The 24,373-nt window shown below is 59.4% G+C and carries 18 protein-coding genes and 1 pseudogene; 10 read left to right on the top strand and 9 right to left on the bottom strand.

The window, feature by feature from the left end; genetic code table 11:
- Positions 1-122: 122 nt before the first annotated feature.
- The 5 genes from QFX07_RS00525 to QFX07_RS00505 form a co-directional block, all read right to left on the bottom strand.
- Positions 123-1,259 carry an acetate/propionate family kinase gene (locus tag QFX07_RS00525; RefSeq protein WP_279742242.1) on the bottom strand — a complete coding sequence of 379 codons (1,137 nt, stop codon included), beginning with the start codon at positions 1,257-1,259 and terminating at the stop codon, positions 123-125.
- A 629-nt stretch (positions 1,260-1,888) separates the two neighbouring features.
- Complete coding sequence (locus QFX07_RS00520; protein ID WP_279754474.1) at positions 1,889-2,977, bottom strand: diacylglycerol/lipid kinase family protein; 1,089 nt, start codon at positions 2,975-2,977, stop codon at positions 1,889-1,891.
- Positions 2,978-3,077: 100 nt separating this feature from the next.
- Positions 3,078-4,388, bottom strand: a complete 1,311-nt coding sequence (gene serS, locus QFX07_RS00515; RefSeq protein ID WP_279754472.1) for a serine--tRNA ligase — start codon at positions 4,386-4,388, stop codon at positions 3,078-3,080.
- Between the two features lie 101 nt (positions 4,389-4,489).
- The gene (gene pheA, locus QFX07_RS00510; RefSeq protein WP_279754470.1) at positions 4,490-5,437 is read right to left on the bottom strand and encodes a prephenate dehydratase; all 948 of its coding nucleotides are present in this window, start codon (positions 5,435-5,437) and stop codon (positions 4,490-4,492) included.
- Between the two features lie 131 nt (positions 5,438-5,568).
- Entirely contained in the window at positions 5,569-6,447 is an 879-nt protein-coding gene (locus QFX07_RS00505; protein ID WP_279754468.1) for a spermidine synthase, read from the bottom strand.
- A gap of 140 nt (positions 6,448-6,587) precedes the next feature.
- Here QFX07_RS00505 and QFX07_RS00500 point away from each other — a divergent pair, with 140 nt between their 5' ends.
- Together QFX07_RS00500 and pta are read left to right on the top strand one after the other, a co-directional pair.
- The gene (locus tag QFX07_RS00500; protein WP_279754467.1) at positions 6,588-7,211 is read left to right on the top strand and encodes a GNAT family N-acetyltransferase; all 624 of its coding nucleotides are present in this window, start codon (positions 6,588-6,590) and stop codon (positions 7,209-7,211) included.
- A 226-nt stretch (positions 7,212-7,437) separates the two neighbouring features.
- On the top strand, positions 7,438-9,528 hold the full coding sequence (pta, locus tag QFX07_RS00495; protein WP_279754465.1) for a phosphate acetyltransferase: 2,091 nt from the start codon (positions 7,438-7,440) through the stop codon (positions 9,526-9,528).
- A 146-nt stretch (positions 9,529-9,674) separates the two neighbouring features.
- On the opposite strand, the gene QFX07_RS00490 is transcribed toward pta, so the two are convergent.
- Positions 9,675-10,115 carry a hypothetical protein gene (locus tag QFX07_RS00490; RefSeq protein ID WP_279754464.1) on the bottom strand — a complete coding sequence of 147 codons (441 nt, stop codon included), beginning with the start codon at positions 10,113-10,115 and terminating at the stop codon, positions 9,675-9,677.
- A 216-nt stretch (positions 10,116-10,331) separates the two neighbouring features.
- Here QFX07_RS00490 and QFX07_RS00485 point away from each other — a divergent pair, with 216 nt between their 5' ends.
- The 7 genes from QFX07_RS00485 to QFX07_RS00455 all read left to right on the top strand — a co-directional run bounded on the left by QFX07_RS00485 (position 10,332) and on the right by QFX07_RS00455 (position 20,218).
- Positions 10,332-13,562: a DEAD/DEAH box helicase gene (locus tag QFX07_RS00485; protein WP_279754463.1), complete on the top strand. Its 3,231-nt coding sequence runs from the start codon at positions 10,332-10,334 to the stop codon at positions 13,560-13,562.
- Positions 13,563-13,984: 422 nt separating this feature from the next.
- Positions 13,985-14,695, top strand: a complete 711-nt coding sequence (locus QFX07_RS00480; RefSeq protein WP_279754462.1) for a DUF6318 family protein — start codon at positions 13,985-13,987, stop codon at positions 14,693-14,695.
- A 346-nt stretch (positions 14,696-15,041) separates the two neighbouring features.
- Positions 15,042-15,833 (top strand): hypothetical protein, encoded by a 792-nt coding sequence (locus QFX07_RS00475; RefSeq protein WP_279754461.1) that lies wholly within the window; start codon positions 15,042-15,044, stop codon positions 15,831-15,833.
- 553 nt (positions 15,834-16,386) lie between these two features.
- A complete protein-coding gene (locus QFX07_RS00470) occupies positions 16,387-16,824 on the top strand; it encodes a metal-sensitive transcriptional regulator (protein ID WP_256500171.1) in 438 nt (145 codons plus the stop codon).
- Between the two features lie 62 nt (positions 16,825-16,886).
- Positions 16,887-17,102, top strand: a complete 216-nt coding sequence (locus QFX07_RS00465; RefSeq protein WP_279754460.1) for a heavy-metal-associated domain-containing protein — start codon at positions 16,887-16,889, stop codon at positions 17,100-17,102.
- Positions 17,103-17,131: 29 nt separating this feature from the next.
- On the top strand, positions 17,132-17,518 hold the full coding sequence (locus QFX07_RS00460; protein ID WP_005504270.1) for a hypothetical protein: 387 nt from the start codon (positions 17,132-17,134) through the stop codon (positions 17,516-17,518).
- Positions 17,519-17,710: 192 nt separating this feature from the next.
- Positions 17,711-20,218: a heavy metal translocating P-type ATPase gene (locus QFX07_RS00455; protein WP_279754564.1), complete on the top strand. Its 2,508-nt coding sequence runs from the start codon at positions 17,711-17,713 to the stop codon at positions 20,216-20,218.
- A 258-nt stretch (positions 20,219-20,476) separates the two neighbouring features.
- Here the strand turns inward: QFX07_RS00455 and QFX07_RS00450 are convergent, their stop codons facing one another.
- From QFX07_RS00450 to QFX07_RS00440, 3 genes and pseudogenes are all read right to left on the bottom strand, one after another.
- Entirely contained in the window at positions 20,477-21,133 is a 657-nt protein-coding gene (locus tag QFX07_RS00450; protein WP_279754458.1) for an NAD(P)H-dependent oxidoreductase, read from the bottom strand.
- 126 nt (positions 21,134-21,259) lie between these two features.
- Complete coding sequence (locus tag QFX07_RS00445; protein WP_279754456.1) at positions 21,260-22,651, bottom strand: MATE family efflux transporter; 1,392 nt, start codon at positions 22,649-22,651, stop codon at positions 21,260-21,262.
- Positions 22,652-22,736: 85 nt separating this feature from the next.
- Positions 22,737-23,128: pseudogene (locus QFX07_RS00440) on the bottom strand (RNA-binding S4 domain-containing protein).
- Positions 23,129-23,534: 406 nt separating this feature from the next.
- Between QFX07_RS00440 and QFX07_RS00435 the strand changes: the two are divergent.
- On the top strand, positions 23,535-24,353 hold the full coding sequence (locus QFX07_RS00435; RefSeq protein ID WP_279754452.1) for a UDP pyrophosphate synthase: 819 nt from the start codon (positions 23,535-23,537) through the stop codon (positions 24,351-24,353).
- Positions 24,354-24,373 lie beyond the last annotated feature (20 nt).

Here is a 24,373-nt window from a genome sequence, read left to right as displayed (position 1 = left end):
ATACACAGCGCCGGGGCACACAGCCTTACGGGCATAAGAAATCCGCCGTAGCACCCATACAGAATGGGCGCCACGGCGGATCACCTTACGCTGAGCCGCCTACACGGCGGGGTGCGTGGGGCTTAGAGGCTCTTGACGAGTTCCTCGGTAGCCTCAGCGATAGCCTTCTCCTCGTTGGTGGGGATGACCAGCACCTTAATAGCGGAATCCTCGGTGGAAATCACGCGCGGCTCGGGGGAACGCTTAGCGTTCTCTTCCTCGTTGTACTTGACACCCAATGCGCCAAGGCGATCCAGGACCAGCTTGCGGAAATCACCGGAGTTCTCACCGATACCAGCGGTGAAGATCAGCGCATGCGCGCCGCCAACAACCAGGTTGTAGCCGCCAATGTACTTCACCAGGCGGTATGCGGTCATGTTCAGTGCGAGCTGTGCACGCTCGTCGCCGGACTCTGCAAACTCAAAGACCTTACGCATATCGTTGGAGCCAGCCAGTGCGAGCAGGCCGGACTCCTTGTTCAGGATGGTATCCAGGCGGGCACCGTCAATACCCTCACGGATCAGGATGGTGGTCAGTGCCGAGGGATCAATGTCGCCGGAGCGGGTACCCATGATCAGGCCAGCCAGCGGGGTGTAGCCCATAGAGGTGTCAACAGACTTACCGCCCTTCACAGCGGTCACGGACGCGCCGTTACCGAGGTGTGCGACGATACCGTTGAACTCGTCGCGAGCCACGCCGAGCATGTCAGCTGCAACGTGGGAGACATACTCGTGGCTGGTGCCGTGGAAGCCGTAGCGGCGGATGCTGTACTTATCTGCCAGGTCGTAGGGGATTGCGTAGCGCCATGCTTCTTCGGGCATGGTGGAGTGGAACGCGGTGTCGAAGATAGCGACCTGCGGCAGGGAGGGCCACTTATGCATTGCTGCACGCATGCCCTGAACGTGTGCGGGGTTGTGCAGCGGTGCCAGCGGGGAGAGGTCGTCAATCTGCTGGACAACTTCCTCAGTCAGCAGGGTAGGGTGGGTGAACTTCTCTGCACCCTGCACCACGCGGTGGCCGACTGCCTGCAGCTCACGGCCGTGCAGGACGGGCTCAAGCTTCTCGGACATGATGTCGAATGCGACCTCGTGGTTGGGCACATCGGTGCCGATGTTTTCGACGAGGCCGGAGGTCAGCATCTGCTCTGACTCGGGCAGGGAGGTGTCACGCACCTGGTACTTCAGGGAGGAAGAACCGGCGTTCACAACGAGAATAAGCATGAAAGTATCTTCTTTCGTAGTTTTCTTTTCCGCTCCATTCTCGCACTTTTCGAGCCTGCGTGCGAGACGGCCCCGACAGTGTTTTTACCGGGGGTTTTTACTAGGGGGCAGCCGTGGGGTTAGTGAGGTGCGGGTGTGGTGGGGTGCCAGAAGCTACCGAAGGATGAATGGTTAGGGACACGCCAGGGCTCATCCCCGCGCATACCGGAATACACTTAGCCACAAGGCACAATGCCTAGCAGAAGCCTAAAAATATTCAGTTTCCCACACGTATACATATATAAAAGGGATGAGTAGACGATTACTCGTCTACGGTGACCCGCCGCCAGTGGCGGCTGGCCTTGACGCATCCAACGCCACATCCCCCAACACCACCGAACCGATACGTGGGTTTTTGTTGGGGCGTAGCATCTAGAAACGATGACTGTTCCAGGGTATTCGGGTGCCGGAGGTTGCCACCCTGAATACGGGAATAGCAAGAAAAATAGTGTAAAAAATCGCTAATTTTTTCACTATCCCCCTAATTTTCAGGAAATAGTGAAAAATCCGCGATTTTTTTCATTATCCAGGTCACAAATTGGTGATTCGGGGTGGTGCCGACCTCTCCCCCAGCACCTTCACCACGCCCGCTATAGCACCTCGGGGTGGACCGCCACCTCCACGGCGGCAGGCAGCACGCACGCGCTAATGCGGTACGCTGACGGTGCCGGGTCACCATCCACCTCAACGGGCTGCACACCATCCGGGAACTCCAACACCACCTCAGACCCCACCATATGGCGAATCACCGGCAGCTCAATGCGCGGCGAACCCAAAATCGTGCGGCGAGCAACCTTCGCCATCAGCAGGCCCCACTCCATCAGGTCACGCGGCGACGCCACAATCACCTCAAGGTTGCCGTCATGCACATCCGTCATATCAGCCAGGCGAATACCACCCTGCAGGCGGCCACAATTCGCGATCAGCACCGACCGCATCAGCAGAGTACGGAACGGTGCACCATCCACACTGACACGCACCGGGTGCGACCCGCCTAGCATGTGCTTCATGCCGGACTGCACGTACGACACCCACCCGAACTTCGCCTTAATGTCCTCGTTCGTGTAGCTCATGACGAGCGCATCAAAGCCTGCACCACTCATCACAAAGAACGTGTGTTCGGTTTCTTCGCCGGGGGTGCTCGTCGTCGTCATCTCAATCGCATCAACGGCCTGACCTGCACCATTGAGCGCAATATTCACGCACGCCGCCACGTCACTGACCGGAATGTACAGGTTACGTGCCAGTAGGTTACCGGTACCCATCGGCAGAATACCCAGACGCGGCTTGGTCCCCTCATGATGCGCCAGCGCCGCCGCCACAGCGCGCACCGTACCGTCACCACCGGCAGCAACCAGCAGGTCAACACCCTCAGCGATCAGCTCGCGGGCAGCCTCGGAACCGGGCTCGTCCACGCGGGTGGTACGCACCAGCGCCTGCGGGTGGCCGTTCGCCGCGAGGGTACGTTCCAGAATCTCGATAGCCGCCGCAGCGCCGGGTTTGCTGGGGTTGTACACCACGCCCACGCGCTGCGCCTCGCCGGTGGGCAGGGTCGGCAGAACGCCGAAGGGTGCACCCAGTTCGATAGCGCGGCGGCGCGCTTCACGGCGGGCACGAGTGACGGAGGCGGTCAGGGCCGCCGCCGCGGAAACACCAAGGATTTTACGGTATAGAGGCATAGTTCTTAGACTACCGGGATACGCGAAAACCCGCCCACCGTTTACGCGGTGAGCGGGTTTTTCGGCTGGTTGTGAGATTACTCAGCGGGCAGGGTTTCCCTTATTCAGCAGCTACTGCCGGGATGACCTCGGCACCACCCATGTACGGGCGCAGTGCTTCCGGAATCACAACAGAACCGTCAGCCTGCTGGTGAGTCTCCAGGATGGCAACCACCCAGCGAGTCGTCGCCAGGGTACCGTTCAGGGTCGCTACGGAGCGGGTGCGGCCCTTACGCACGTTGCCTGCCTCATCTACGGTGTCCGGGGTGCGCTCGCGGATGTTCAGGCGGCGCGCCTGGTAGGTGGTGCAGTTCGAGGTGGAGGTCAGCTCACGGTAGGTGCCCTGGGTAGGGACCCACGCCTCGCAGTCGAACTTGCGTGCTGCGGAGGTGCCCAGGTCACCTGCGGCGGTGTCAATCACGCGGTATGCCAGGCCGCAACGCTGCAGCATTTCCTCTTCGAGGGACAGCAGCTTCTCGTGCATCTCTTCTGCCTGCTCAGCGGGGCAATAGACAAACATTTCAGCCTTGTTGAACTGGTGCACGCGAATGATACCGCGAGTGTCCTTACCTGCGGAGCCTGCCTCGCGGCGGTAGCAGGAGGACCAGCCCAGGTACTTCTTCGCGCCCTTCTCGAAGTCGAGAATTTCGTCGGTGTGGTAACCGGCGAGCGCCACCTCGGACGTGCCGACCAGGTACAGGTCGTCACGTTCGAGGCGGTAGATTTCGTCATCGTGCTTGACGTTGAAGCCGGTGCCGTTCATGATTTCGGGGCGTACCAGGGTGGGGGTGGTCATCATGGTGAAGCCGTGCTCGGTTGCGAGGTCGAGCGCCATCCACATGAGTGCCTGTTCGAGGCGTGCTACCTGGCCCTTGAGGAAGTAGAAGCGTGCGCCGGAGACCTTTGCACCGCGTGCCATGTCGATGCCGTCGACGAGTTCGCCGATCTCGAGGTGGTCGCGCGGTTCGAAGCCTTCAGTGGTGAAGTCGCGGGGGGTGCCGACTTTCTTAACGACTACGTAATCGTCTTCGCCGCCAACGGGTACACCGTCGATAATGAGGTTTTCGATACTGCTGATCAGTTCCTCGTATTCAGCAGTTTTTGCTTCGGAGGCTGCCTTTGCTTCGTTGACGCGGGCTGCTAGTTCCTTAGCCTGTGCAACGAGGGCGGGCTTTTCTTCCTTGGGTGCCTTTGCGACGGTCTTACCGAAGGCGTTCTGTTCGGCGCGCAGGGTCTCGTATTCGCCGATGAGTGTGCGGCGTGCGGTGTCGGCTTCGAGGATGCGGTCGACGTGGGTTTCGTCCTTACCGCGTGCTCGCTGGGAGGCGCGGAAGAGGTCGGGGTTTTCGCGGAGGAGGTTAATATCAATCACTGTTTTATCCTACCTAATCTTGCGGTGGGTTGTGGGCGGGGTTTTCGCGGGTAGGTGCGGGGGTGTCTAGCGGTGGGCGGCTGGTGGTACCGCCGGTGCCGCTAGTGGCGCTGCAGGTGTGCGGGGCGGCCGTTCGGGAAGAGCGACTCGACCCATTCGTGTGCGGCGTCGAAGGAGCCGTCGGAGTGGATGGCATCGACTTCGGTGTTTTCGTGGTTGGCGCGCGGGTAAGATCCGAGGAATTTCAGCGTCGGGGAGACACGGTGCAGACCGCGCAGGGCGTCGCGCATGCGTGCCTCATAAATATGGCCGTCGGCGTCGATGCTGAACGAGTAGGAGCCCATGCCTTCGCCGGTGGGGCGCGATTCGATGCGGGAGAGGTTCACGCCGCGCACGGAAAACTGTTCGAGCAGTTCGAGTAGGGCGCCAGCGCGGTTGGTGGGTAGCGGCACGGTCAGGGTGGTTTTGTCTGATCCGGTCGGTTCGGGGATGTCGGCGGTGCGGGAGAGCAGCACAAAGCGGGTTACGGCGTTCTTGTTGTCGCCAATATTATCCTGCAACACGTGCAATTCCGGGTGGTAGTTCAGCAGTGCCGGGGAGCAGATTGCCGCATCATAGGTGCAGCCCTCTTCGAGCAGATCGACAGCTGCGGCGGCGGTAGAGGAGCCGGGCAGGTAGGCGGCGGTGGGCACGTTCTCCTGCGCCCAGCCGCGCACCTGCGCCCAGGCATGCGAGTGGGTGGAGATGGTCTTAACGTCCTCGATGCTGATGGGTTTCGCGGTCACCAGCACGAATCGAATCGGTACGAGCACCTCGCGGATAATGCGTACACCTTCGCTGGCTGCGATAGCGTCTAGGGTGGCGCTCACGCCGCCCTCCACGGAGTTTTCAATGGGCACCATGGCGGCGTCCACCTCGCCCGCGTTCAGGCGTGCGAGCGCATCGGGCACGCTGGTGGCGGGGAGTCGTTCGGCGTCGGATGCGCCGGGGACGCTCAGCAGGGCGGATTCGGTGAAGGTGCCAGAGGGGCCAAGGTAGGTGTATCGCATGCCACTATAGTAGCGTCTGCTGTGGAGGGGCCGCCGATTTCGGTGATAGGTTACAGTCTTTGGCAGTAGTTAAAAGCCCCCACCAAAGTCACTAACCTATGGCCGAAAAATCTATATAGTAGCTGAAACCGCTACCTCACGAACTGGCGTACACGGGCGGTGTCCCAGTACTGGGCGGGCACGCCTCCACCCATGAGCTCACGGGCGATAGCGGCAGCCTGCACGGAACCAGCCTCCGGCAGGGGCGCGTGGGAGCCAGCAATAATAACATTACCGCGGCGGCGGCCCTTCAACATTGCCGAATCCGCCACAATGCACACGTACTCGAACACCTCAAGCAGGGCGGACGCTTCGGCCCGGGCACCGGTCAGCGCCGGCCCGTCACCGCAATTGAGGATGTACAGGCCGCCGGGTGCCAGGGACTCGGCAACGGTGCGGGTGAACTCGACGGTGGTGAGCGCCTCGGGGGTGATGTCCCCGGCGAACACGTCACGGATCAGCACGTCACGGGATGCGGGCGCGAAGGCTGCGGTGACGGCACCCGCCTCACCCACGCGGATCTTCACGCGCGGTGCCTTGGGGATGTCGAACCAGACGCGCACGTACTCGGCGAGCTTGGCGTCCAGCTCAACGACCGTGTTGCGGCTGGTCGGGTACAGGTCAGCGAAATAGCGCGCCATGGAGCAGGCGCCGCCGCCCAGGTGAGTGATGCGCAGCTTCGCAGCGTCCAGGTGCTCCTCCACGTGCAAGGAGACGACCGCAGCAATCCAGCGCATGTACTCAAAATCCAGCTGACGGGGCTCACCCACAATTACGTGGGAGGACTGCACACCATTAATGAGCAGGAGCCAGCCGTCGGCGTGGTAGCCGTCGGGGACCAGCTCCGCCTCACCCGTAGAGATGGGGTACACGCCAGCGATGGCACCCTGCATGGGGGTCTTCTCAGTATCATCAATGCGGTTCTTCTGCGCCCTTTGGCTTTTCTTCGGTGCCCTGCTCTTTTTCGCCATACCCACTAGCCTAACCGACACGACCCAAAGCAACAGAGCCGCCTCATCGCCACAGCCCACTAGCTGCCACCCGCACGCCCCTAGCGTACGCACCCACGGCAAACCGCCTCCACAGAGGCTAGCTGAGTAGACTAGACCCCATGGGATTTGTATGTCAGGGCCGCTACGCGCTCGCACCGATTGAACCGGCTGACGCCGAAAAATACGTCAACCTGCAGCTGGACTGCATGGAGCAAACCTACGACCCGATCTACTTCGACAGGCTCGGGGAAAGCTTCACCGCCCGCCACCGCGCCGAACGCAACAAATACCTCGAAGACTTCCACCGCCACCTAGCCTCCCCCACCGTGCGCGGTTTCTTCGCCTACGACGTACCCGGCTGGGCCCCCGACGGCGGACTCTCCTGCTCCATCGGCGCGCGCATCGACTGGGATAAGCCGGTCGGCCTGGTGCTCTCCCTATGCGAACAATCCGCTTGGGAACTTGAACGCGCAGATAACCTCCCCGAACTGCCCGCAGGCACCCGCAAACTCACGCACCTGTACACCCTCAACCACACGCACGGCACCGGCCTCGGACAGGCACTCTACGAATCCGTCATCTACCCGGACGAAAACTCCTACCTGTGGGTCATGGCAGAAAACGAACGAGCGCTCTCCTTCTACGAGCGCCTCGGCTACCAGCGCAGCAGCATCAAATTCGCGGCACGCGGCTCCTGGGAACCCGGCCACAGTCTCCGATACACACGCATCCTCAACCCCTAAACGGTACGCCACACCAGGAGGCGACACACAAAACAACCCATCCCCCAACAGCCGCGCATCCACCCCACACGATACAGCACGCAACACCCCTGTTAGGCACCATCCCCACTACGCCTTAAGATAGAAGATGACATATAAGCTCGACGCACCCGCGCACAGGAGCACATACACCCCTGCGCAACCGCGGGACCCAGCGCCGAACATCGCATAGAAGGACAGTAAAACAATGACCACCGGTCTTTACCTCTCCGCTATGTCCCAGAACTCGGGCAAGTCCCTCGTTGCCCTGGGCCTAGCAGACTCCCTCATCAAGCGCGCAGACCGCGTCGGCTTCTTCCGCCCCGTCTTCGACGGCGCAACCATCGCCGACGACCCCATGGCACGCCTCATCCGTGAACACTTCGGCCTGGCCGAAGAGCAGGTCGGCGGCGCAGTCTCCATGACCGACGCACTCGCACTCATCGCAGAAGGCGACACCGAAGAAATCTCCGCACGCGCAGTCTCCGCCTACGAGAAGGTCGCAGCACACAGCGACGTCGTAATCGTCGACGGCGTCTACCTGCCCGCCAACGCGCTCGCAGTCGAATTTGACCTAAACGTCCAGGTTGCACGTGACCTCGGCCTGCCCGTCGTCGCAATCGTTGGCGCACACGAGGCAGCCGTCGAAGAAGCAGTCACCGCAGTCGACGTGGCACGCACCGAACTGCTCGCATCTAAGGCAGACCTGCTCGCAATCATCGTCGGCCGTGCAGAACCCGAACTGCGCGAAGAAATCGAAAAGTCCGTCAAGCGCGGCGACGCAAACCTGCCCGTCTACGTACTGCCCGAAATCCCCGAACTGACCGCGCCCACCGTCGGTGAGGTTGCCGAAGCCCTCAAGCTCGACACCGAAGGCATCAAGGCAGAAGACCTCAGCCGCGACATCCACGGCATCAAGGTCGCAGCAATGAACGTCTCCAACTTCCTGAACCAGTTCGTTGACGGCGACTTCGTCATCGTCCCCGGCGACCGCGCAGACATCGTCGCAGCAACCCTCGCATCCGCACTGGCACCGACTTTCCCCGCACCCTCCGGCGTGCTGCTTACCGGCGGCCTGGACGCACTGCCCGGCAAGAACACCGCGGTCGGCTCCCTCATCGACAACGCACCGTTCCCCGTGCTGTCCACCACCAAGGACACCTTCAAGTCTGCACGCGCAGTCTCCCGCGTCCGCGGCACCCTCGAAAGCGGCCACCATCGCAAGCTTGCAGCAGCAATGGGCGGCTGGGATGAGCACGTCAACAAGGACGAACTGCTCGCCCGCCTCGAAATTGAGCGCCCCGCATCCATGACCCCGCTGCGCTTCCTGCACAACCTCATCGAGACCGCACGCGCAAACCGCCGCTCCGTGGTCCTGCCCGAGGGTTACGACGTACGAATCCTGCGTGCATCCGAAATCATTGCACGCCGCGACTTCTGCGACCTGATCCTGCTCGGCAACCCCGCCAAGATCGCAGAGATTTGCCAGGCCGAAGGTATCGAACTGCCCAGCACCGTTCGTATCATCGACATCGACAACAACGAGTACTCCGAGGACTTCGCAGCAACTTACGCTGAGCTGCGTGCACACAAGGGCGTTACCATCGAGGCTGCTCGCGAGCGCATGACCGACCCCTCGTACTTCGGCACCATGCTCGTCTACAAGGGCATCGCCGACGGCATGGTTTCCGGTGCCGTGAACACCACCGCGAACACCATCCGCCCCTCGCTCGAGTTCATCAAGACCCGCCCCGGCACCAAGATCGTCTCCTCCGTCTTCCTCATGCTGATGGAAGACCGCGTTCTGGTCTACGGCGACTGCGCAGTGAACCCGAACCCCAACGCAGAGCAGCTCGCCGACATCGCGAAGGCATCCGCAGAGACTGCACGCCAGTTCGGTGTGACCCCCAAGGTTGCTATGCTGTCCTACTCGACCGGCACCTCCGGCGCTGGCGCAGACGTGGACGTTGTGCGTGAGGCAACCGAGCTCGTGCGCGCATCGAACCCCGACTTCGCGGTTGAGGGCCCGATTCAGTACGACGCTGCTTCGAACATGTCCATTGCGTCAACCAAGCTGCCCGGCAGCGAGGTCGCTGGTCAGGCTACCGTATTCGTCTTCCCCGACCTGAACACCGGTAACAACACCTACAAGGCTGTTCAGCAGTCTTCGGGTGCTGCCGCTGTGGGCCCGGTTCTGCAGGGTCTGCGTAAGCCTGTGAACGACCTGTCGCGCGGTACCACCGTTGAGGACATCATCAACACCGTTGCGATCACCGCAATTCAGGCACAGAGCCTGTAAGGTGCACGCGGCGCTGTAGCGTGAAGGCTGCAGCGGTCCGTTGATATAGAAATCTCCCGCTCTGGGCGGAGCATGCCGTGAAGGTGTGCTCCACCCGATGCGGGAGATTTTTGTAATTACAGGGATTTTTGGTGCCGCTCCCCTGGTTAGGTTTTGCGGGTGCGGCGGTCAAGGCGCACATAGTTAATCACGCCAAGAACAGCCATACCCACGGCGGCCAGAACCTGGCCGAGGGCGGGCGGGAAGAGCCAGGTGAGACCCGCCTCCACGGTGTAGGCGATGAGGCGGCAGGCAAGGTAGGTGCACGCCGCCACGAAGAGGGCATAAGCGACGATGATGCCGACCGGGCGGGGCTCGTAGCCTTCTCGCCGGGCGCGCAGAGCAGCACCCAGCGCGTTACCCAGGTACAGGGCGAGAGCACCGACGACGACCACGGCGGTGAGGGCACCGTCAAAGAATGTGCGCGGGGTCAGCGGTGCGGTGCCTGCCTCAGCAAAGAGGTTGAGGATGCGCACCGCAACGTAGGCGTAGCAGAAGATGGCTGCCGCGCGGATGGTGAGGGGTAGGTTGGTCCAGAAGGTTTTCATGCGGCCCCTTTCGAAGTGGAGGGAGAGCTTCTGTCTGAGTATTACTCCAAGGATACCTAAGAACACCAGCATGTGATGTGAATCAATAGCATTTTTACTGGTGAATGTTGTGCATGTGGGGCAGAATTTTTTGTAATTACAGGATTCAGTCCCCTGCCCCGTGAACCGGTGACCACCCAAGCAGCGGCAAACCACCCGGGCTGCTAGGCTGCTGCTATGACCACGACTGATGAAACTCTCCCCCTGGGGCTCTACGAACATCTCAAGAGCGCATCGCTCATGAGCCGAGCCATCCCTGAAGGCGCGCAATGGCAGGAAGAAATCCTCGAAAAGGACGACTACAACATCCCCGAACTGCTCACCCAGTTCTTCGCCACCCAGCTGGCCCCCGCCCTCGAAAGCCTCAAAACCCCCGCAGACCAGGTGGAACTCGTCAACCGCATGATGGAGCTCCTACCGCAGGATGCCGAAGAGCAAAACGACTCGTTGCTGACCGATGACGACAGCAACGTAATTCAGATGCGCGAGCTCACCCTCACTGACGCAAAAACTACACGCCCCGATATTCCTCTGAGCGACGTTGCTCTAATGACGAATACTTCTAAAGACCTGAATCTCAATACTGAAATTCAGAAAGAATTAGAAAGTGCAGACCGTGTAGATTTGCTCTGCTCATTTCTTAAAATGTCCGGCGTTAATAGTTTGAGTGAGCAGCTTAAAGCTATTAAAAATCGCGGTATTCCTTTCCGCATTATTACCACCACCTACATGGGCGCAACCGACCGCAAGGCTATCGACCGCCTTGTTGAAAAGTACGGTGCCGAGGTAAAAATCAGTTACCAGGGCGACAGCACCCGCCTGCACGCGAAGGCTTGGTTGTTCCACCGCAATACCGGCATGTCCACCGGCTATGTGGGTAGCTCGAACCTGTCCAGTGCCGCGCTCACTGACGGCCTGGAGTGGAATGTTCGTATCTCCAACCCGATTACGCCCGGCCTGATCCGCCAGTTTGAGGGCCTCTTTGAAAGCTACTGGAAGAGCGGCGATTTCACTCTTTACACCGCCTCTGACAAGGAGAAACAGGAGCTCGACACTGTCCTGGCCAAGGCGGATATTACCGGCCGTAAAAGCAAGGGCCTGGAGTACGATATCGACTCGTCCCTGCTGGATGTGCACCCGTTCCCGCATCAGGCACGCATGCTTGAAGAAATGCAGAACGCTCGTTCTAAGGGTCGTCACCGCAACCTCGCCGTGGCCGCAACCGGCACCGGCAAAACCGTATTCTCGGCTCTCGATTACAGGCGCCTCTGCGAGCAGTCCGGCAAAAAGCTGAAGCTGCTTTTTATTGCGCACCGCAAAGAAATCCTTGACCAGGCGCGCCGCACTTTCGGCGACGTCATGCTAAAAGGTAATTTCGGTGAGCTCCTGACCGGCGGCAAAAAGCCTGAATACAATGAGGCTGTTTTTGCAACCATTCAAACATTGTCAGGTGCCGCCCTCGAAAACTATGCACCGGACTATTTCGACGTCATCATCATGGACGAATGTCACCACATTGAAGCTGCCAGCTGGGACAAAGTTTTCAACTATTTTAAGCCCCGCGATTTTATCGGCCTGACCGCAACCCCCGAACGAGAAGACGGGGTGAACATCGCCGACAAGTACTTTGACGGCTACGTGGCAACCTCTATCCGCCTGTGGGACGCACTCGAAGACAACCTCCTCGCACCCTTCCAGTACTTCGGTATTGCCGACGGCACCGACCTGCGCCACATCAACATTCGGGGTGGCCGGTACGACGAAAACGACCTGGCAAAACGGTACACCGACCATGAAGATGCTAAACGCCGCCTGCGCATCATCGTGAAGGAGCTACGCGAGAAGGTCGACAACCCCCTGCGCATGAAGGCGCTCGGGTTCTGCGTGAACGTGAAGCACGCCAAATACATGGCACAGAAGTTCAACGAGGTGGGTATTCCCGCTGATTTCTTGGTGGGAGATGATATCTCCAAACGTCGTGATGAGGTTATGAAAAAGTTCATGAGTGACGATCATGAACTTGCTGTTATTTTCACCGTGGACCTATTCAACGAGGGCGTCGATATTCCGAACATCGACACGCTTCTGATGCTGCGCCCCACCCAGTCACTCACCCTCTTCCTGCAGCAGCTGGGCCGCGGTCTGCGCCGTGCGCCGTTGAAATCTGTTCTGACGGTCCTCGACTTTGTGGGACACCAGAACAAGAACTTCATGGTTCACCACAAGTACCGCGCCTTTGTGCGGCAGGGTACCTTGACTGAGCGGGACATTGAGAGCCCTGAACTGCCGGCTGGCTGTCACTTCCATCTGGACGAGCTGACTCAGAAGCAGGTTCTCATGAAAATTCACGAGTCCCTGCGTATGAATAAAAACGCCCTCATCGACACCGTCAAGAACTACCTGGAAAATATGCAGCAAAACTCTGCGGAACCCTATATTCGCCCGACCGTCGTTGACTTCATCAACCACTACGGATTGGGACTGCCGCAGATTTACGGCCGTAGTAGCAAGGTGACCCTGCCCGGTGTCACTAAGCCCGTCGCAACGACCTGGACCAGCCTCCAGGCCGCGAGTGGACTGTACCCCGACCTGGTGGTTCCCTTCCAGGACAATATTTCTCTTGAAGTGAATAGGCGCATTAAGGCACTCAGACACGTGAACGACAGCTTCCGTATCAATGCCTACCTGGAGCTGCTGAACACGAACATCCTGGAGCAGGATATGACCGATGAACAGCGCCGCCACGCCTGGATGCTTCTGTTTTCCATCTGGCCGGATGCTAAGTGGGTAGGCTCAACCGAAAGGTTCAGCCTTGACGAAGGTCTGGCAACCCTGCGTAAGAACGGCGGAATACTGCAGGAACTGGAGAGCATCTGGCAACGCAACGCCATTCTGGACACCAACTCCACCCTGCCACTTTTTGAGGGTGAAGACATTCCACTACGCACTCACGCCTACTACTCTCGTGAGGAGTTGTTTGCCGGGCTGGCGGGTCAAGGGGCAAGTTTTGGTGTGCCAACCGGTTTCCGGGAGGGAGTCAGAACCTTCAACTCGTCAAACACTACTGCGCTTGTGGTGAATTTGGAAAAGTCTGAAAAGCATTTCTCCCCAACCACCATGTACAAGGACTACGCCATTAGCACTGACGAGTTCGCATGGGACTCACAGAACACAACCACCCCCGAAAGCTCACTGGGTCAGCTCTTCCAGCATCATGAAGAGTTGGGGCATCGTATCGTTCTTTTCGTTCGCCGCAACAATAAGGATGCTATAGGCACCAGACCCTATATGTGCCTGGGCACCGTGAAATACATTTCCCACGAGGGCTCCAAGCCGATGCATATTCGCTGGTCGTTGGACCGCCCGATGCCGGCGTCCATGTTCCAGATCGCGAAGATTGCCTCGTAGGCTCTGAATAACCGCAGCAGGCGGCCCCGGATGCGTGTGCGTCCGGGGCCGTTTTTGTTTTACCGTGCCGAAAAATTGTGCCATAGGTTAGCGTCTTTGGTCGTAGTTAAAAACCATGGTCGAAGATACTAGCCTATGGTCCAATTTCTGCTGAGGCGGCACCTCCGAGGGCGCAGATTTATTTGATGCATAAAACATTGAGAAGCCCGAATAATGACCAACCACCGTCACCATCCTCAAAATAATACAAACGACGACAAACATGCGGTAGGGTGGTAACTGTAGTGTTCCATAGCGCATTGACGCGTTTGCTGGGTGCACTACGGGGCTGTTTTTCTTCCGGTAGTCAGTTTGACCTGCGAAAGACGGCCTGACCAGTAGCTAAATAACACACCATCACCGACGATAGGAGCGTATCTTCTATGGATTCGACCATTCTCAATCGCCGCACCCTGTTGGGCAGCGGCGCACTCATGGGCCTTGGCGCCCTGCTTGCGGCGTGCGGCCAGCAGGCAAATAACGAGGCGGCAGCCACCGCCTCCGCGGCGCCGAGTGAGACCACCTCGGCTACTGCCGCTGCGTCTGGATCGCCTTCGGCGAGTGCAACCCCGTCTACTGTTCGAGGCTATTCGGGTGGATCGAAGGCGCCCGATGGAGAGTACCGTAAGGCTGATGGCTACGGCCCTGCTCAGAATGTACCGAAACCCAATGCCCCGGAAGAAGGCTACCGCGAAAAGTCTATTGAAGGCATCCGTAAGACGATGGACGCTTGGGTTAAATGGACTAATTATGGAATTCAGGTAGGCGATTTTACAGAATCTCGAAAATACATTTCCAGTGATTTTATGGAGGAACTGGAAGGGTATAAGAGTTTTGAGGATTTGTATAAGCGCGGTGGTTGGATTATTGATGGCATTGACAACTATATTGCTGACGGAAATCCGTGGTCTGAGGATGGGGAAACCTATTTTTGGAAGGCGTATCGTGAGTGGAATTATATAACTCTTGTGGAGCCTACTGGTGAATGGCACAGAGATGTCAATATCCAGAAGGATAATGACACCTGGAAATTTGAGTTTAAGTATTCTGATTCTTCGTGGAAAATTACTAATTGCGAACAAGTAGATGACTAATATGCGTACTTTACAAAAGGTAACTTACACCGCTGCTATTGCACTCTTACCCGTTTTAGAATGCGTATCAGGAGCTAATGCATATGTTGTCACTACCTCCTGTTCTGAAACTTCCGCTAAGGTATGTCAAGTCGAAGTCAAGAAATCAACTACGCGACGAGGAACCGATGGACATCATGATGGCCACGGAAATTCTGGTGTCGCTGACCAGGAAATTCAGCCACAATATACCTATTCCACGGTAAATCAGGGAAACGGCGTAAAAGTTATCTACGCTAATGAAAATCACAATATTATGTCGTGCACAACCAAAGATGGAAGAGCAGGAACATTTAAATTCACAAACATGTCACTCGAATCTGGCATTCCTGTAGACCACGGAAGTCCTCGAAGCCCCTCCTCTGCTAGTTGCATTCCCAACGATACCCGCACCCTCACCAGTGCCGACAGCCCCGGCCCCACCGGCCCAACCTACGAAGAAGTCATGGAGGAAATCCGTCATGCAGCAGAATCGCTAGAACCCGGCAAGCCCACCCTGCACCAGTCCTACAACAACCCCGCAGGAACCGGCCGAGCAGAAGGCGACCCCAACATCTACAAGGGCGACCAGATCAACTTCTACGTCGATGACGGTGGCCCCTACCGTCTCGAAGCAGATATGCTCGCCGGGCACGTCGAAATTGAGCTCATGCCCTCCTCCTACTTCATCGAGTACGGCAATGGTGATACAGACACCAATTACACCGCGGGCAAACCGGTCACCACCTACCCTCGTCAGCGTCCGCGTCAGACAGAAACCAGTTACGCCTACCAGCGTTCCGGTAACTTCCATGCGTATGCGACCGTGCACTACACGGCTCGTTTCCGTGTGGATGGTGGCCCGTGGCAGATGATGGAGGTGACTCCGCAGGCGACCAGTGACCCGCTGCTGGTGCGTGTGTGGTGGACCGATGTTGGCCGCGTGGCAGGTGACTGCAGCTACGACGACACCAGGTGGGGCTGCAAAAACGACCCCACTATGGGCAAGCCGGACAACCCGAACCCGCGCCTGCGTAAGGCCGATATTCGCACCGGTCAGCGTTGGCACCTGAACGACAACGGGGACGGGGATACGGAATATTCGTTGCATCGTGACTAGCCCGACATGTAAACCGGCTCTGGCCCGACATGTAAACCGGCTCTGGCCCAACATATAAATAACCGCAGCAGGCGGCCCCGGACATCTAAGCGTCCGGGGCCGCTTTTGTTTTACAGTGCCGTGCCGAAAAATTTTGCCATAGGTTAGCATCTTTGGTCGTAGTTAAAAGCTATGGCAGAAGATGCTAAATCATGGCACAAATTCTGCAGAAGCGGCACCTCCAAGCGGTTAGAGAATGAGTCATGACTTAGCGCCTTTGGTAATGGTTAAAACCCCAGCCTAAAGTCACTAACTCATCACCAAAAACACTAAGTCATTACCGGATCCCGCGCGCCTACCTGGTGCATCCGGGGGCCGCCTGCTTTTTAGACAGAGGTTTTCGGTAGGTTAGTGTCTTCACGGTGGGTCTTTAACCCGCATTAAAGTCACTAACCTATCGACAGGGCCGTAACCTATCGAAGAATCCCCCTATCGACAAACCCCCGCACCCATACCGCGTAACAACCCGTAACACCCCCTTGTGGCATACCCCCCTAGGGTATATAATGGAGCCATGGAAACCACTAGCAACCAGTGCTGTCACAGCACATCCACCCAGGTCAGCACCGCATCCGGCACGCCCACTGAAAACCCCACTGAGGAACCCACCGAGGCGCACACCGGCGCATGCTGCAGCGGCGAGGCACCCAAAACCCAGCACGGTTACACCTCCAACAAAGAGGCGCACCTCAAGCGCCTGCGCCGCATCGAAGGGCAGGTTCGCGGCATCGCCCGCATGGTCGATGAAGACAAGTACTGCATTGACATCCTCACCCAGGTTGCTGCGGTCTCCAAGGCGCTCCACGCAGTCTCTCTGAACCTACTCGAAGAGCACATCGGTCACTGCGTAACCGGCGCCGCCGTCGAATCCGAACGCACCGGCGACCCGACCATCGCAGAAGCCAAGGTCAAAGAGGCAACCGCCGCGATCTCCCGTCTCATGCGCAGCTAAACGCCCCGCACCTAAACACCGGGCGGACCCAAGTTTTAACCCATTACCGAAAGGAAATCATCATGAGCACCACCACCGTTAAGGCAACCGGCCTGACCTGCAACCACTGCGCTATGAGCGTCAGCGAAGAGGTCAGCGAAGTTCCCGGCGTGACCGGCGTGACCGTGGACGTCGTCAAGGACGGCATCTCCACCGTGACCATTGAGCACGAGGGCACCCTCGACACTCAGGCTGTTGCAGACGCTATCGTGGAGGCTGGCTACACCCCTACCGTCTAGCGCGGCAACCGGCTCGATTAGGAGTCATCATGGCTTACCCTCCGCAGTACATTGCGATGGTTGTTGGCGCGGTCCGCACCCTTGTCGGCACCGAAAACATGCACCTGCGCGACGCGATCACCCGCGTGGCCAGGCAGATGAATCTGGATGCGGCGCTGGTCGATTCGTGGGTGAAGCAGAGCCCCGAATATACGGCGCGTGAGGATGCGCCCGGCGCCGCACGACGTAGCGGCACGAGCGCGAATAAACGTTCCGCCGAGCACGAGCAGGGCGTGAAAGCGCGCGAGAAGGCGAACGCTTCACCGTTCCCGCGGGCTGCCGTGAAACGTGCCTACGGTGTGTCTGATCGTGGCGCGAAGGTGACCGGTATTCGCCCGCATACGAGCAGGCCGGATGGGCTGCCCGGCGACCACTAAGCCACCACAGCATTACTCCCGCCGCCGCGTTTACAGCCTCGCTGTTTTACCCGCAGCTTTCGCCCTCGCGCGACACCCTCAGTACTGCACCCTAAACACTACACCATACACTATCCGGGACGGGGTCCTTCGAGGCCCCTCCCCCGGCTTCGTGCACCTTCTTCTACCCCCCTTTTTTAAGTTTAAGGAAGTATTGTGTCTTCTACACAGCCTTCACCAACCACCCGTGAACCCTCATCACAGAGTGAGCGCTCTCTTTTTAATCCTGCCGGAACAACCGTAAAATCAACGGAGTCCACCCGAATCATTCACGTGGATATTCAGGGTATGACCTGCGCATCCTGTGTGGGTCGTGTGGAGCGTAAGCTCCGCAAAATCCCCGGCGTTGACCCGGCGGTGAACCTGCCGCTGGAGTCGGCGCGCGTCATCGTACCTGAGGGCGTGAGCGACGAACAGATCGTTGAGACCATCAACAATGCCGGCTACGCGGCGCACCTTAAGAACGGGCCGCGCGCGGGCGCTGGAACGAACGCGAGCGCATCCGGCGGCGGCAACCATCACAGCACTCCGAGCATGAATGGCGGCTTCACTGACCGCATTATTTATGCGGCGATTTTGGGTGTGCCGATTTTCTTGATTTCGATGTTCCCGTCGTTCCAGTTCCCGAATTGGGGTTGGGTTGTGGCGGTTCTGACGGCGCCGGTTGCATTTTGGTGTGCTGCGCCGTTCCACCGTGCGGCGCTTATTAATGCGCGTCATGGCTCGTCCACGATGGATACACTGGTATCTCTCGGTGTGGTGTTGGCGTATTTCTATTCGCTGGCGCAGCTGCTCATGAACCCGGAGTTGACGGCGCATGTGCATCATGCAGACGGTAGTTTCTGGTCGATGTTTACCGGCAACCATGCGCCGCTGTATTTTGATTCGGCGTCCATGGTGACGCTGTTTCTGCTGATTGGTCGCGCGATTGAGCACCGTACTCGCGATCGTTCTTCGGAGGCGCTGCGCACCCTGCTGAGTATGGGTGCGAAGGAGGCGACTCTGCTGCGCACCGATAAGCAGGGCGTGACGAAGCAGGTGCAGGTTCCGGTGGAGGACCTCATGCCGGATGACCTGTTCTTGGTGCGCCCGGGTGAGAAGATCGCCACGGATGGTGTGGTGGTTGAGGGTTCGTCGGCGGTGGATGCGTCCCTGTTGACGGGTGAGTCTGTGCCGGTTGAGGTGCATCCGGGTGATGCGGTCACGGGTGCGACGGTGAATACGTCTGGTTCGTTGACGGTGCGTGCGACCCGCGTGGGCGCTGAGACGACTCTGGCGAAGATGGGTGAGCTGGTGGCGAGCGCGCAGGAGACGAAGGCTCCGATTGCTCGCTTGGCAGATCGTGTTTCTGCGGTGTTTGTGCCGGTGGTTTTGGTGATTTCGGCGCTGACACTGGTCGGTTGGTGGCTGGTTTCTGGTGACGGTGCGGCGGCGTTTAATGCGGCAGTGACGGTACTGGTGGTGGCGTGCCCGTGCGCTTTGGGTTTGGCTACTCCGACGGCGCTGCTGGCGGGTACGGGTCGCGGCTGGCAGTTGGGCATTTTGATTCGTAATGCGCAGGTGTTGGAGGCGACGAGCACGGTTGATCGCGTGGTGCTGGATAAGACCGGTACGGTGACGACCGGAGAGATGTCTGTGGCGTTCTACGGCACCTTTGGTGACTATGAGTCGGTGGGTGACTTGTCCGGTATTTCGTCGGATTCTACCGGTTCCAAGAACGAGCGTTCCCTGTCTGTTCTGCGTGATGCCGCCGCCGTGGAGGCGCTGAGTGAGCACCCGATTGCTCGCGCGATTGCCGGTTTTGCCCGTGAGCAGGGCGTGCTGGCGGAGGGTGCTTCGGCGCCGAGTGTGAGCGGCTTTGAGGGTGTTCCCGGAGGCGTGCGCGGCGTGCTGAGCGGCGCGGGTGAAGGCGCCGAGTATGGCACCTCCCAGCTGGTTGTGGTGGGTACTCCCGAGTACCTGCAGGCAGCGGGTGCGCAGCTGAGCGAGGCTCAGTTGGCCCTGCTGGATCAGGCTCGCCGGGCGGGTCTGACGACGGTGGTTGTCGCCCGCGGCGAGGCCCCGAATGATACCCCGAGCAGCACCTCCGCTCTGCAGCCGGTCGGCATGATTTCGGTTGCCGACACTCCCAAGCCGGAGGCGGCAGAAACCATGGCGCAGCTGCGTGAGCTCGGCCTGGAGCCGATCCTGCTCACCGGTGACGCCCCGCAGGTTGCGCAGGCGGTCGCCTCGAAGGTCGGCATTTCGGCTGAGAACGTGTACGCCGGCGTGACCCCGGAGGGTAAGTCGCAGGTGATTGAGAAGTTGCAGGCTGCCGGTCACCGCGTAGCGATGGTCGGCGACGGCGTGAATGATGCCCCGGCGCTGGCTCTTGCTGAGCTGGGCATTGCGATGGGTTCGGGCACGGACGTTGCCGCGGAGGCAGCCGATATTGTGCTGACCCGTTCGGATGTTGCTTCGGTGGTGACGGCGCTACGTCTCTCCCGCGCTACGCTGCGCACCATTAAGTCGAACCTGTTCTGGGCGTTCGCCTACAATTCGGCGGCTATTCCGGTCGCTGTGGCGGGTCTGCTGAACCCGATGATTGCGGCTGCGGCAATGGCGTTTAGTTCGGTATTTGTGGTGCTGAATTCTATGCGTCTGACGGCGTTTAGGAAGTAGCGCCCTGCCGTTATACAGAATGAATTGCCCCGCGCGATTTCAAACGAAAAATTCAAAAACGCATCTCACCGTGCTTTTTGCACGGTAAAAGATATAAAGAAATGCACCGCCCGTGTAAAGGCGGTGCATTTCTTTATATTTAGTTTTCACGGGCGGCGGCTTGAACACCAGGCGTGAACACCTAGCTCAAACGCCCCTCCCGAAAGCCCGAGCTCAAAAACCCGGCAAGAAAACCTCGCCTAAAACCCGGGCAGTACCTTAGGCCCAGGTCACCAGGTCCTCGATGGAGCGGCGGCTCTTCGGGGCAATCTCGTGGGCACGATAACCAAAGGTCACAGCCACGGACAGGCCGTACTCCTCCGGGTCAAACAGGCCTGCAGAAGCGAGCAGCTCGTTCACTGCTTCGTAGTTCATACCCTCAATGGGGCAGGAGTCGATGCCGAGCATTGCGGCGCCGGTCATCATGTTGCCCAGGGCAATGTAGGTCTGCTTGGATGCCCAGTCGAAGAGCGCGCGGTCGCTTTCCAGGACCTTCATGTCGTTCTTCTGGAAGTTGCCGTAGCGTTCGAGTGCGGCCTCCATCTGCTCCTCGGTGAGGTTACGGCCTTCGAGGGTGCGGCGCATCCACGGGGTGTCGTAGCGCAGACCCTTCTTCGCCAGCAGTACGACCAGGTGGCTAGCGTCGTCAAGGGCGCCCGCCATGCCCCAGGCAATCGGCTTGAGCTTTTCACGCAGTTCGGGGTCCTGGATGACCAGGAACTTCCACGGTTCGGTGCCGACGGAGCTGGGCGACAGGCGCGCAAATTCGAGGATTGCGGCGAAGTCTTCGTCGCTGACGCGGCGGTCGGGATCGTAGGCGCGGGTTGCGCGGCGGCGGGCGAAAATTTCGAGGGCTTCTTCGCGGGTTACGGTCACGGTTTCATCCTTTACATGAGGGTTTCAATACCCTGTCATGCTACACCTGCGGAGGGGGCGGGCGGTCTAATTGTGAGCCATTACGCCCAGAGCACGTATGTTCCGAAGCAGTCAGGTTCGAAGGGTTTAGGCACCGGCTTTCATCCACACATCCGAGCGGGCGCGGCGGCCGAAAATGACCGCGCGGATTCCCTGGAAGTACAGAATATACGCCGCCCACAGGCCGCAATACCCGGCGAGCGCATCCATGGCACCGGCGCCGACAGCCCAGTGCAGGCCGAGCATAACGGGCACGTACATGACGAGCATGATGAAGCAGCCGATTGCCAGGTATTTCACGTCCTGCGCGCCCATGAGGATGCCGTCCAGGGTGAACACGTACGCGGCGATGGGCTGGCCGAGGGCGATGATGACGGTGGCGATGGTGAAAAGGAACGCCACCTGCGCGTCCTGCGTGAAAATCCAGGAGCCGAAGAAGCCGATGAGCGGGCAGATCAGGCCGGTGATAACACCGTAGATGAGGCTCATACGCAGCAGCCGGTTTTTCAGCTGGCGCACCTTCACGCGCTCGGATTCCACAGCCAGGTCACGTTCGCCGAGTTCCTTGCCGAGTAGCGCCTGGGCGGCGATGGCGAGGGAGTCCAGGGCGTAGAGGAAGAGGTTAAATACACCCATGCCGAGCTGGTAGGCGGCGGTGTGTTCGGTGCCGAATCGCGCCACGACGAACACGGTCAGCAGGGAGGCGATGCGCATGGACAGGGTGCGCAGCATGAGCCAGGAGCCGAGCGAGAGCACCGAGCGCATGCCGGCAAGGTCGGGTGCCCAGCGGACGGCGTGCTCGTGGGTGCCGCGCATCATGACCATGCCGAGGGCGGCAGCCATGCCCCACTGGGTGAGGGAGGTACCGGTCGCCGAACCGGCAACGCCCCAGCCGACCGGGTAGATGAGCAGCCAGTTCAGCGCAATGTTCACGAGCGTGCCAACCGTAGCGACTTTGAGCGGGGTGACGGTGTCTTGCAGCCCGCGGAGCGTGCCGACCTGCGCGAGGATAATCATCATCGGCGGGATGCCCCAGAGTGAGTGGTGCAGGTAGTCGAGGGCGTAGCTGATGGTTTCGTCGGTCGCGCCGAGGCCGCGCAGCAGCGGGTCTGCGAAGGCGTATCCGGCGATCATGAGGAGCATGCCGAGGCCGAAGGCGACCCACACGCCGTCCACGCCGATCTGCCAGGCGCGGCGCAGGTTCTTCTCGCCGAAGGCGCGCGCCACGGCGGGCGTGACGGAGTAGGCGAGGAAGTTCATGAGGCCCACAACCGTGGTGACGAGCGTGGCGGCAATACTCATGCCGGCGAGTTCCGCCTTACCGAGTTGGCCAATGAGTGCGGAGTCAGTGAGTACGAAGATGGGTTCGGCTATGAGCGCGCCGAAGGCGGGTACGGCGAGGGCGAGGATGCGCCGGTTCAGCGAAGGCTCGGCGGTGTTCACAGCGGGTTCGGTATTCGGGTGCTTCTGTGTGCTCATCCTTCTAGGCTACTCCCTGCCGCCGCGGCGAGTGCCTGCGCGTGGGGCAAGGTGCACTCTGCGAGATAGGTGTGTGAGATGCGCTTTAGGCCCCTCGGCCGCGCAGTTCGTCGAGGGCGCGGCGTTCCTTCTTGGTGGGGCGGCCGCTGCCTCGTTCGCGTTTGGCGACCGGCGGCATGGAGAGGTAGGCGGGGCGCGGGCCGGAGAGGTCTTCGTAGCAGGTGACGGCGATGGGTGCGCCTACGCGTTTGACGAGGAGTTTTTCGACTTTGAAGACGCGTTCCCAGCCGGGGTAGCGAACCTTGACGATGTCGCCTTTTTTGAGTTTTTGGGAGGGCTTGGCGGGGGCGTCGTTGACGCGCACGTGGCCGCCTTTGCATTCGTCGGCGGCGAGGGAGCGGGTTTTAAGATGCGCACTGACCAGAGCCAGAGGTCGAGCCTGGCACTGGTTAGTGCAGTGGTGTCTTCTGCGGTCATGTGTTCATTGTGGCGCGAGGCGGGCGGGGCACCAAATCAGGTACACCCGCCTACCCGTCCTGCGCTTGCACTGTTTTCGCCGTGATTCCGCCGTATTTTTGCCGGCATTGGCGAGCATGGTTTCGCCGGGCTGAGCCGTGACGAACCGCCATGCGGCAGAAAATTTTCTACTGCACGCACCAGCCTATTGAGCGCAAACCCGCCCCACTAGGGGGTATTGTTAAGTCACCTTCTCAAGAAGTGTTCTCAAGACCACCTAGTTCGCGTGGTCTACAGGGGGGTGTGGCCGCGACGCCACAGGCTCCCCGTAACAGATTGGAGATACACCATGTCTAGCCACCTCACGAGGTCTACCGGCAGTGCAACGCCTACCCACAATACAGAGCCTACCGGCGCAAGGCGTAACTTGGCGCGAGCTACCGCCGCAATCCTGCTGGGCCTCACGCTCTCCTCGTGCTCTTTTGGCCCTCCGTTGGAGAAGGACGAAAGCGCCCGAGCAATCTTCGACGTAGAAAATGACCAGGTGATCCTACCCCTGGATGCATACGACACCACCGGTAAGGACGAATACTTCACCAAGGCCCTTGAGCTGGCACGCAAAAAGTGTTTTGCCGAACACGGGCAGCACTACGAGATGTTTGTCCGCACCGAGGGGGCCGGCAGGAACTACGGCAGGACCTACGGATTCTGGAATGTTGAGCGCGCCCAAAAATACGGCCTCCACGAGCCCAATGAATCGAATACGCTGGATCTGTCCTCCCCTGCGCCCTCCTCCGACCCCGGGAAGGATGTCAGGACCGAATGTTATCAGCGCGCCATCGATGAGATGAAGCAAATTGGAGAGATACCATTCGGCTCCGCCACGTATAGACGTTTGGAGACCGATGCCCGAGACGCCGCAGGGGATCGACAGCTCAAAAAATCCCTCGACGACGAATGGAAGCGATGCGTCAAAGACAAGGGCCTCACCCCCGATAGTGAGATGACCGTCAAGGAAGAAAAGAACATTCCTCAGAGCACCACCCCCTCCGAAGAAGAAATTCGAATCGCTACCATCCAGGCACAGTGCAATCAGGATGTAGGCCGTTCGCAGAAACTCTACGATCTGGAGGCGCAGTACCAGAAGCCGCTCATCGCCAAGAACCAGGCTGCCCTGGAGAATGAGCTCAAAGAATTCAAGCGCCGGGACGAGCAGTTCAAGCAGTACGTGCTCGACAACCAGTAACAGCGCATAACAGCCGGTAA

The organism is Rothia similimucilaginosa, assembly GCF_029850985.2.
Lineage (GTDB): Bacteria > Actinomycetota > Actinomycetes > Actinomycetales > Micrococcaceae > Rothia.
The sequence above is the reverse complement of the archived record's forward strand: the minus strand, read 5'-3'. Positions and strand labels throughout refer to the sequence as shown.

Coding starts and splice junctions, on each gene's coding strand:
- QFX07_RS00500 (WP_279754467.1), top strand. CDS start 6,588: ATGGGATTTGTATGTCAGGGCCGCTACGCGCTCGCACCGATTGAACCG.
- pheA (WP_279754470.1), bottom strand. CDS start 5,437: ATGCGATACACCTACCTTGGCCCCTCTGGCACCTTCACCGAATCCGCC.
- QFX07_RS00480 (WP_279754462.1), top strand. CDS start 13,985: ATGGATTCGACCATTCTCAATCGCCGCACCCTGTTGGGCAGCGGCGCA.
- QFX07_RS00520 (WP_279754474.1), bottom strand. CDS start 2,977: ATGCCTCTATACCGTAAAATCCTTGGTGTTTCCGCGGCGGCGGCCCTG.
- QFX07_RS00475 (WP_279754461.1), top strand. CDS start 15,042: ATGTCACTCGAATCTGGCATTCCTGTAGACCACGGAAGTCCTCGAAGC.
- QFX07_RS00490 (WP_279754464.1), bottom strand. CDS start 10,115: ATGAAAACCTTCTGGACCAACCTACCCCTCACCATCCGCGCGGCAGCC.
- QFX07_RS00505 (WP_279754468.1), bottom strand. CDS start 6,447: ATGGCGAAAAAGAGCAGGGCACCGAAGAAAAGCCAAAGGGCGCAGAAG.
- QFX07_RS00445 (WP_279754456.1), bottom strand. CDS start 22,651: ATGAGCACACAGAAGCACCCGAATACCGAACCCGCTGTGAACACCGCC.
- pta (WP_279754465.1), top strand. CDS start 7,438: ATGACCACCGGTCTTTACCTCTCCGCTATGTCCCAGAACTCGGGCAAG.
- QFX07_RS00465 (WP_279754460.1), top strand. CDS start 16,887: ATGAGCACCACCACCGTTAAGGCAACCGGCCTGACCTGCAACCACTGC.
- QFX07_RS00470 (WP_256500171.1), top strand. CDS start 16,387: ATGGAAACCACTAGCAACCAGTGCTGTCACAGCACATCCACCCAGGTC.
- QFX07_RS00485 (WP_279754463.1), top strand. CDS start 10,332: ATGACCACGACTGATGAAACTCTCCCCCTGGGGCTCTACGAACATCTC.
- QFX07_RS00460 (WP_005504270.1), top strand. CDS start 17,132: ATGGCTTACCCTCCGCAGTACATTGCGATGGTTGTTGGCGCGGTCCGC.
- QFX07_RS00525 (WP_279742242.1), bottom strand. CDS start 1,259: ATGCTTATTCTCGTTGTGAACGCCGGTTCTTCCTCCCTGAAGTACCAG.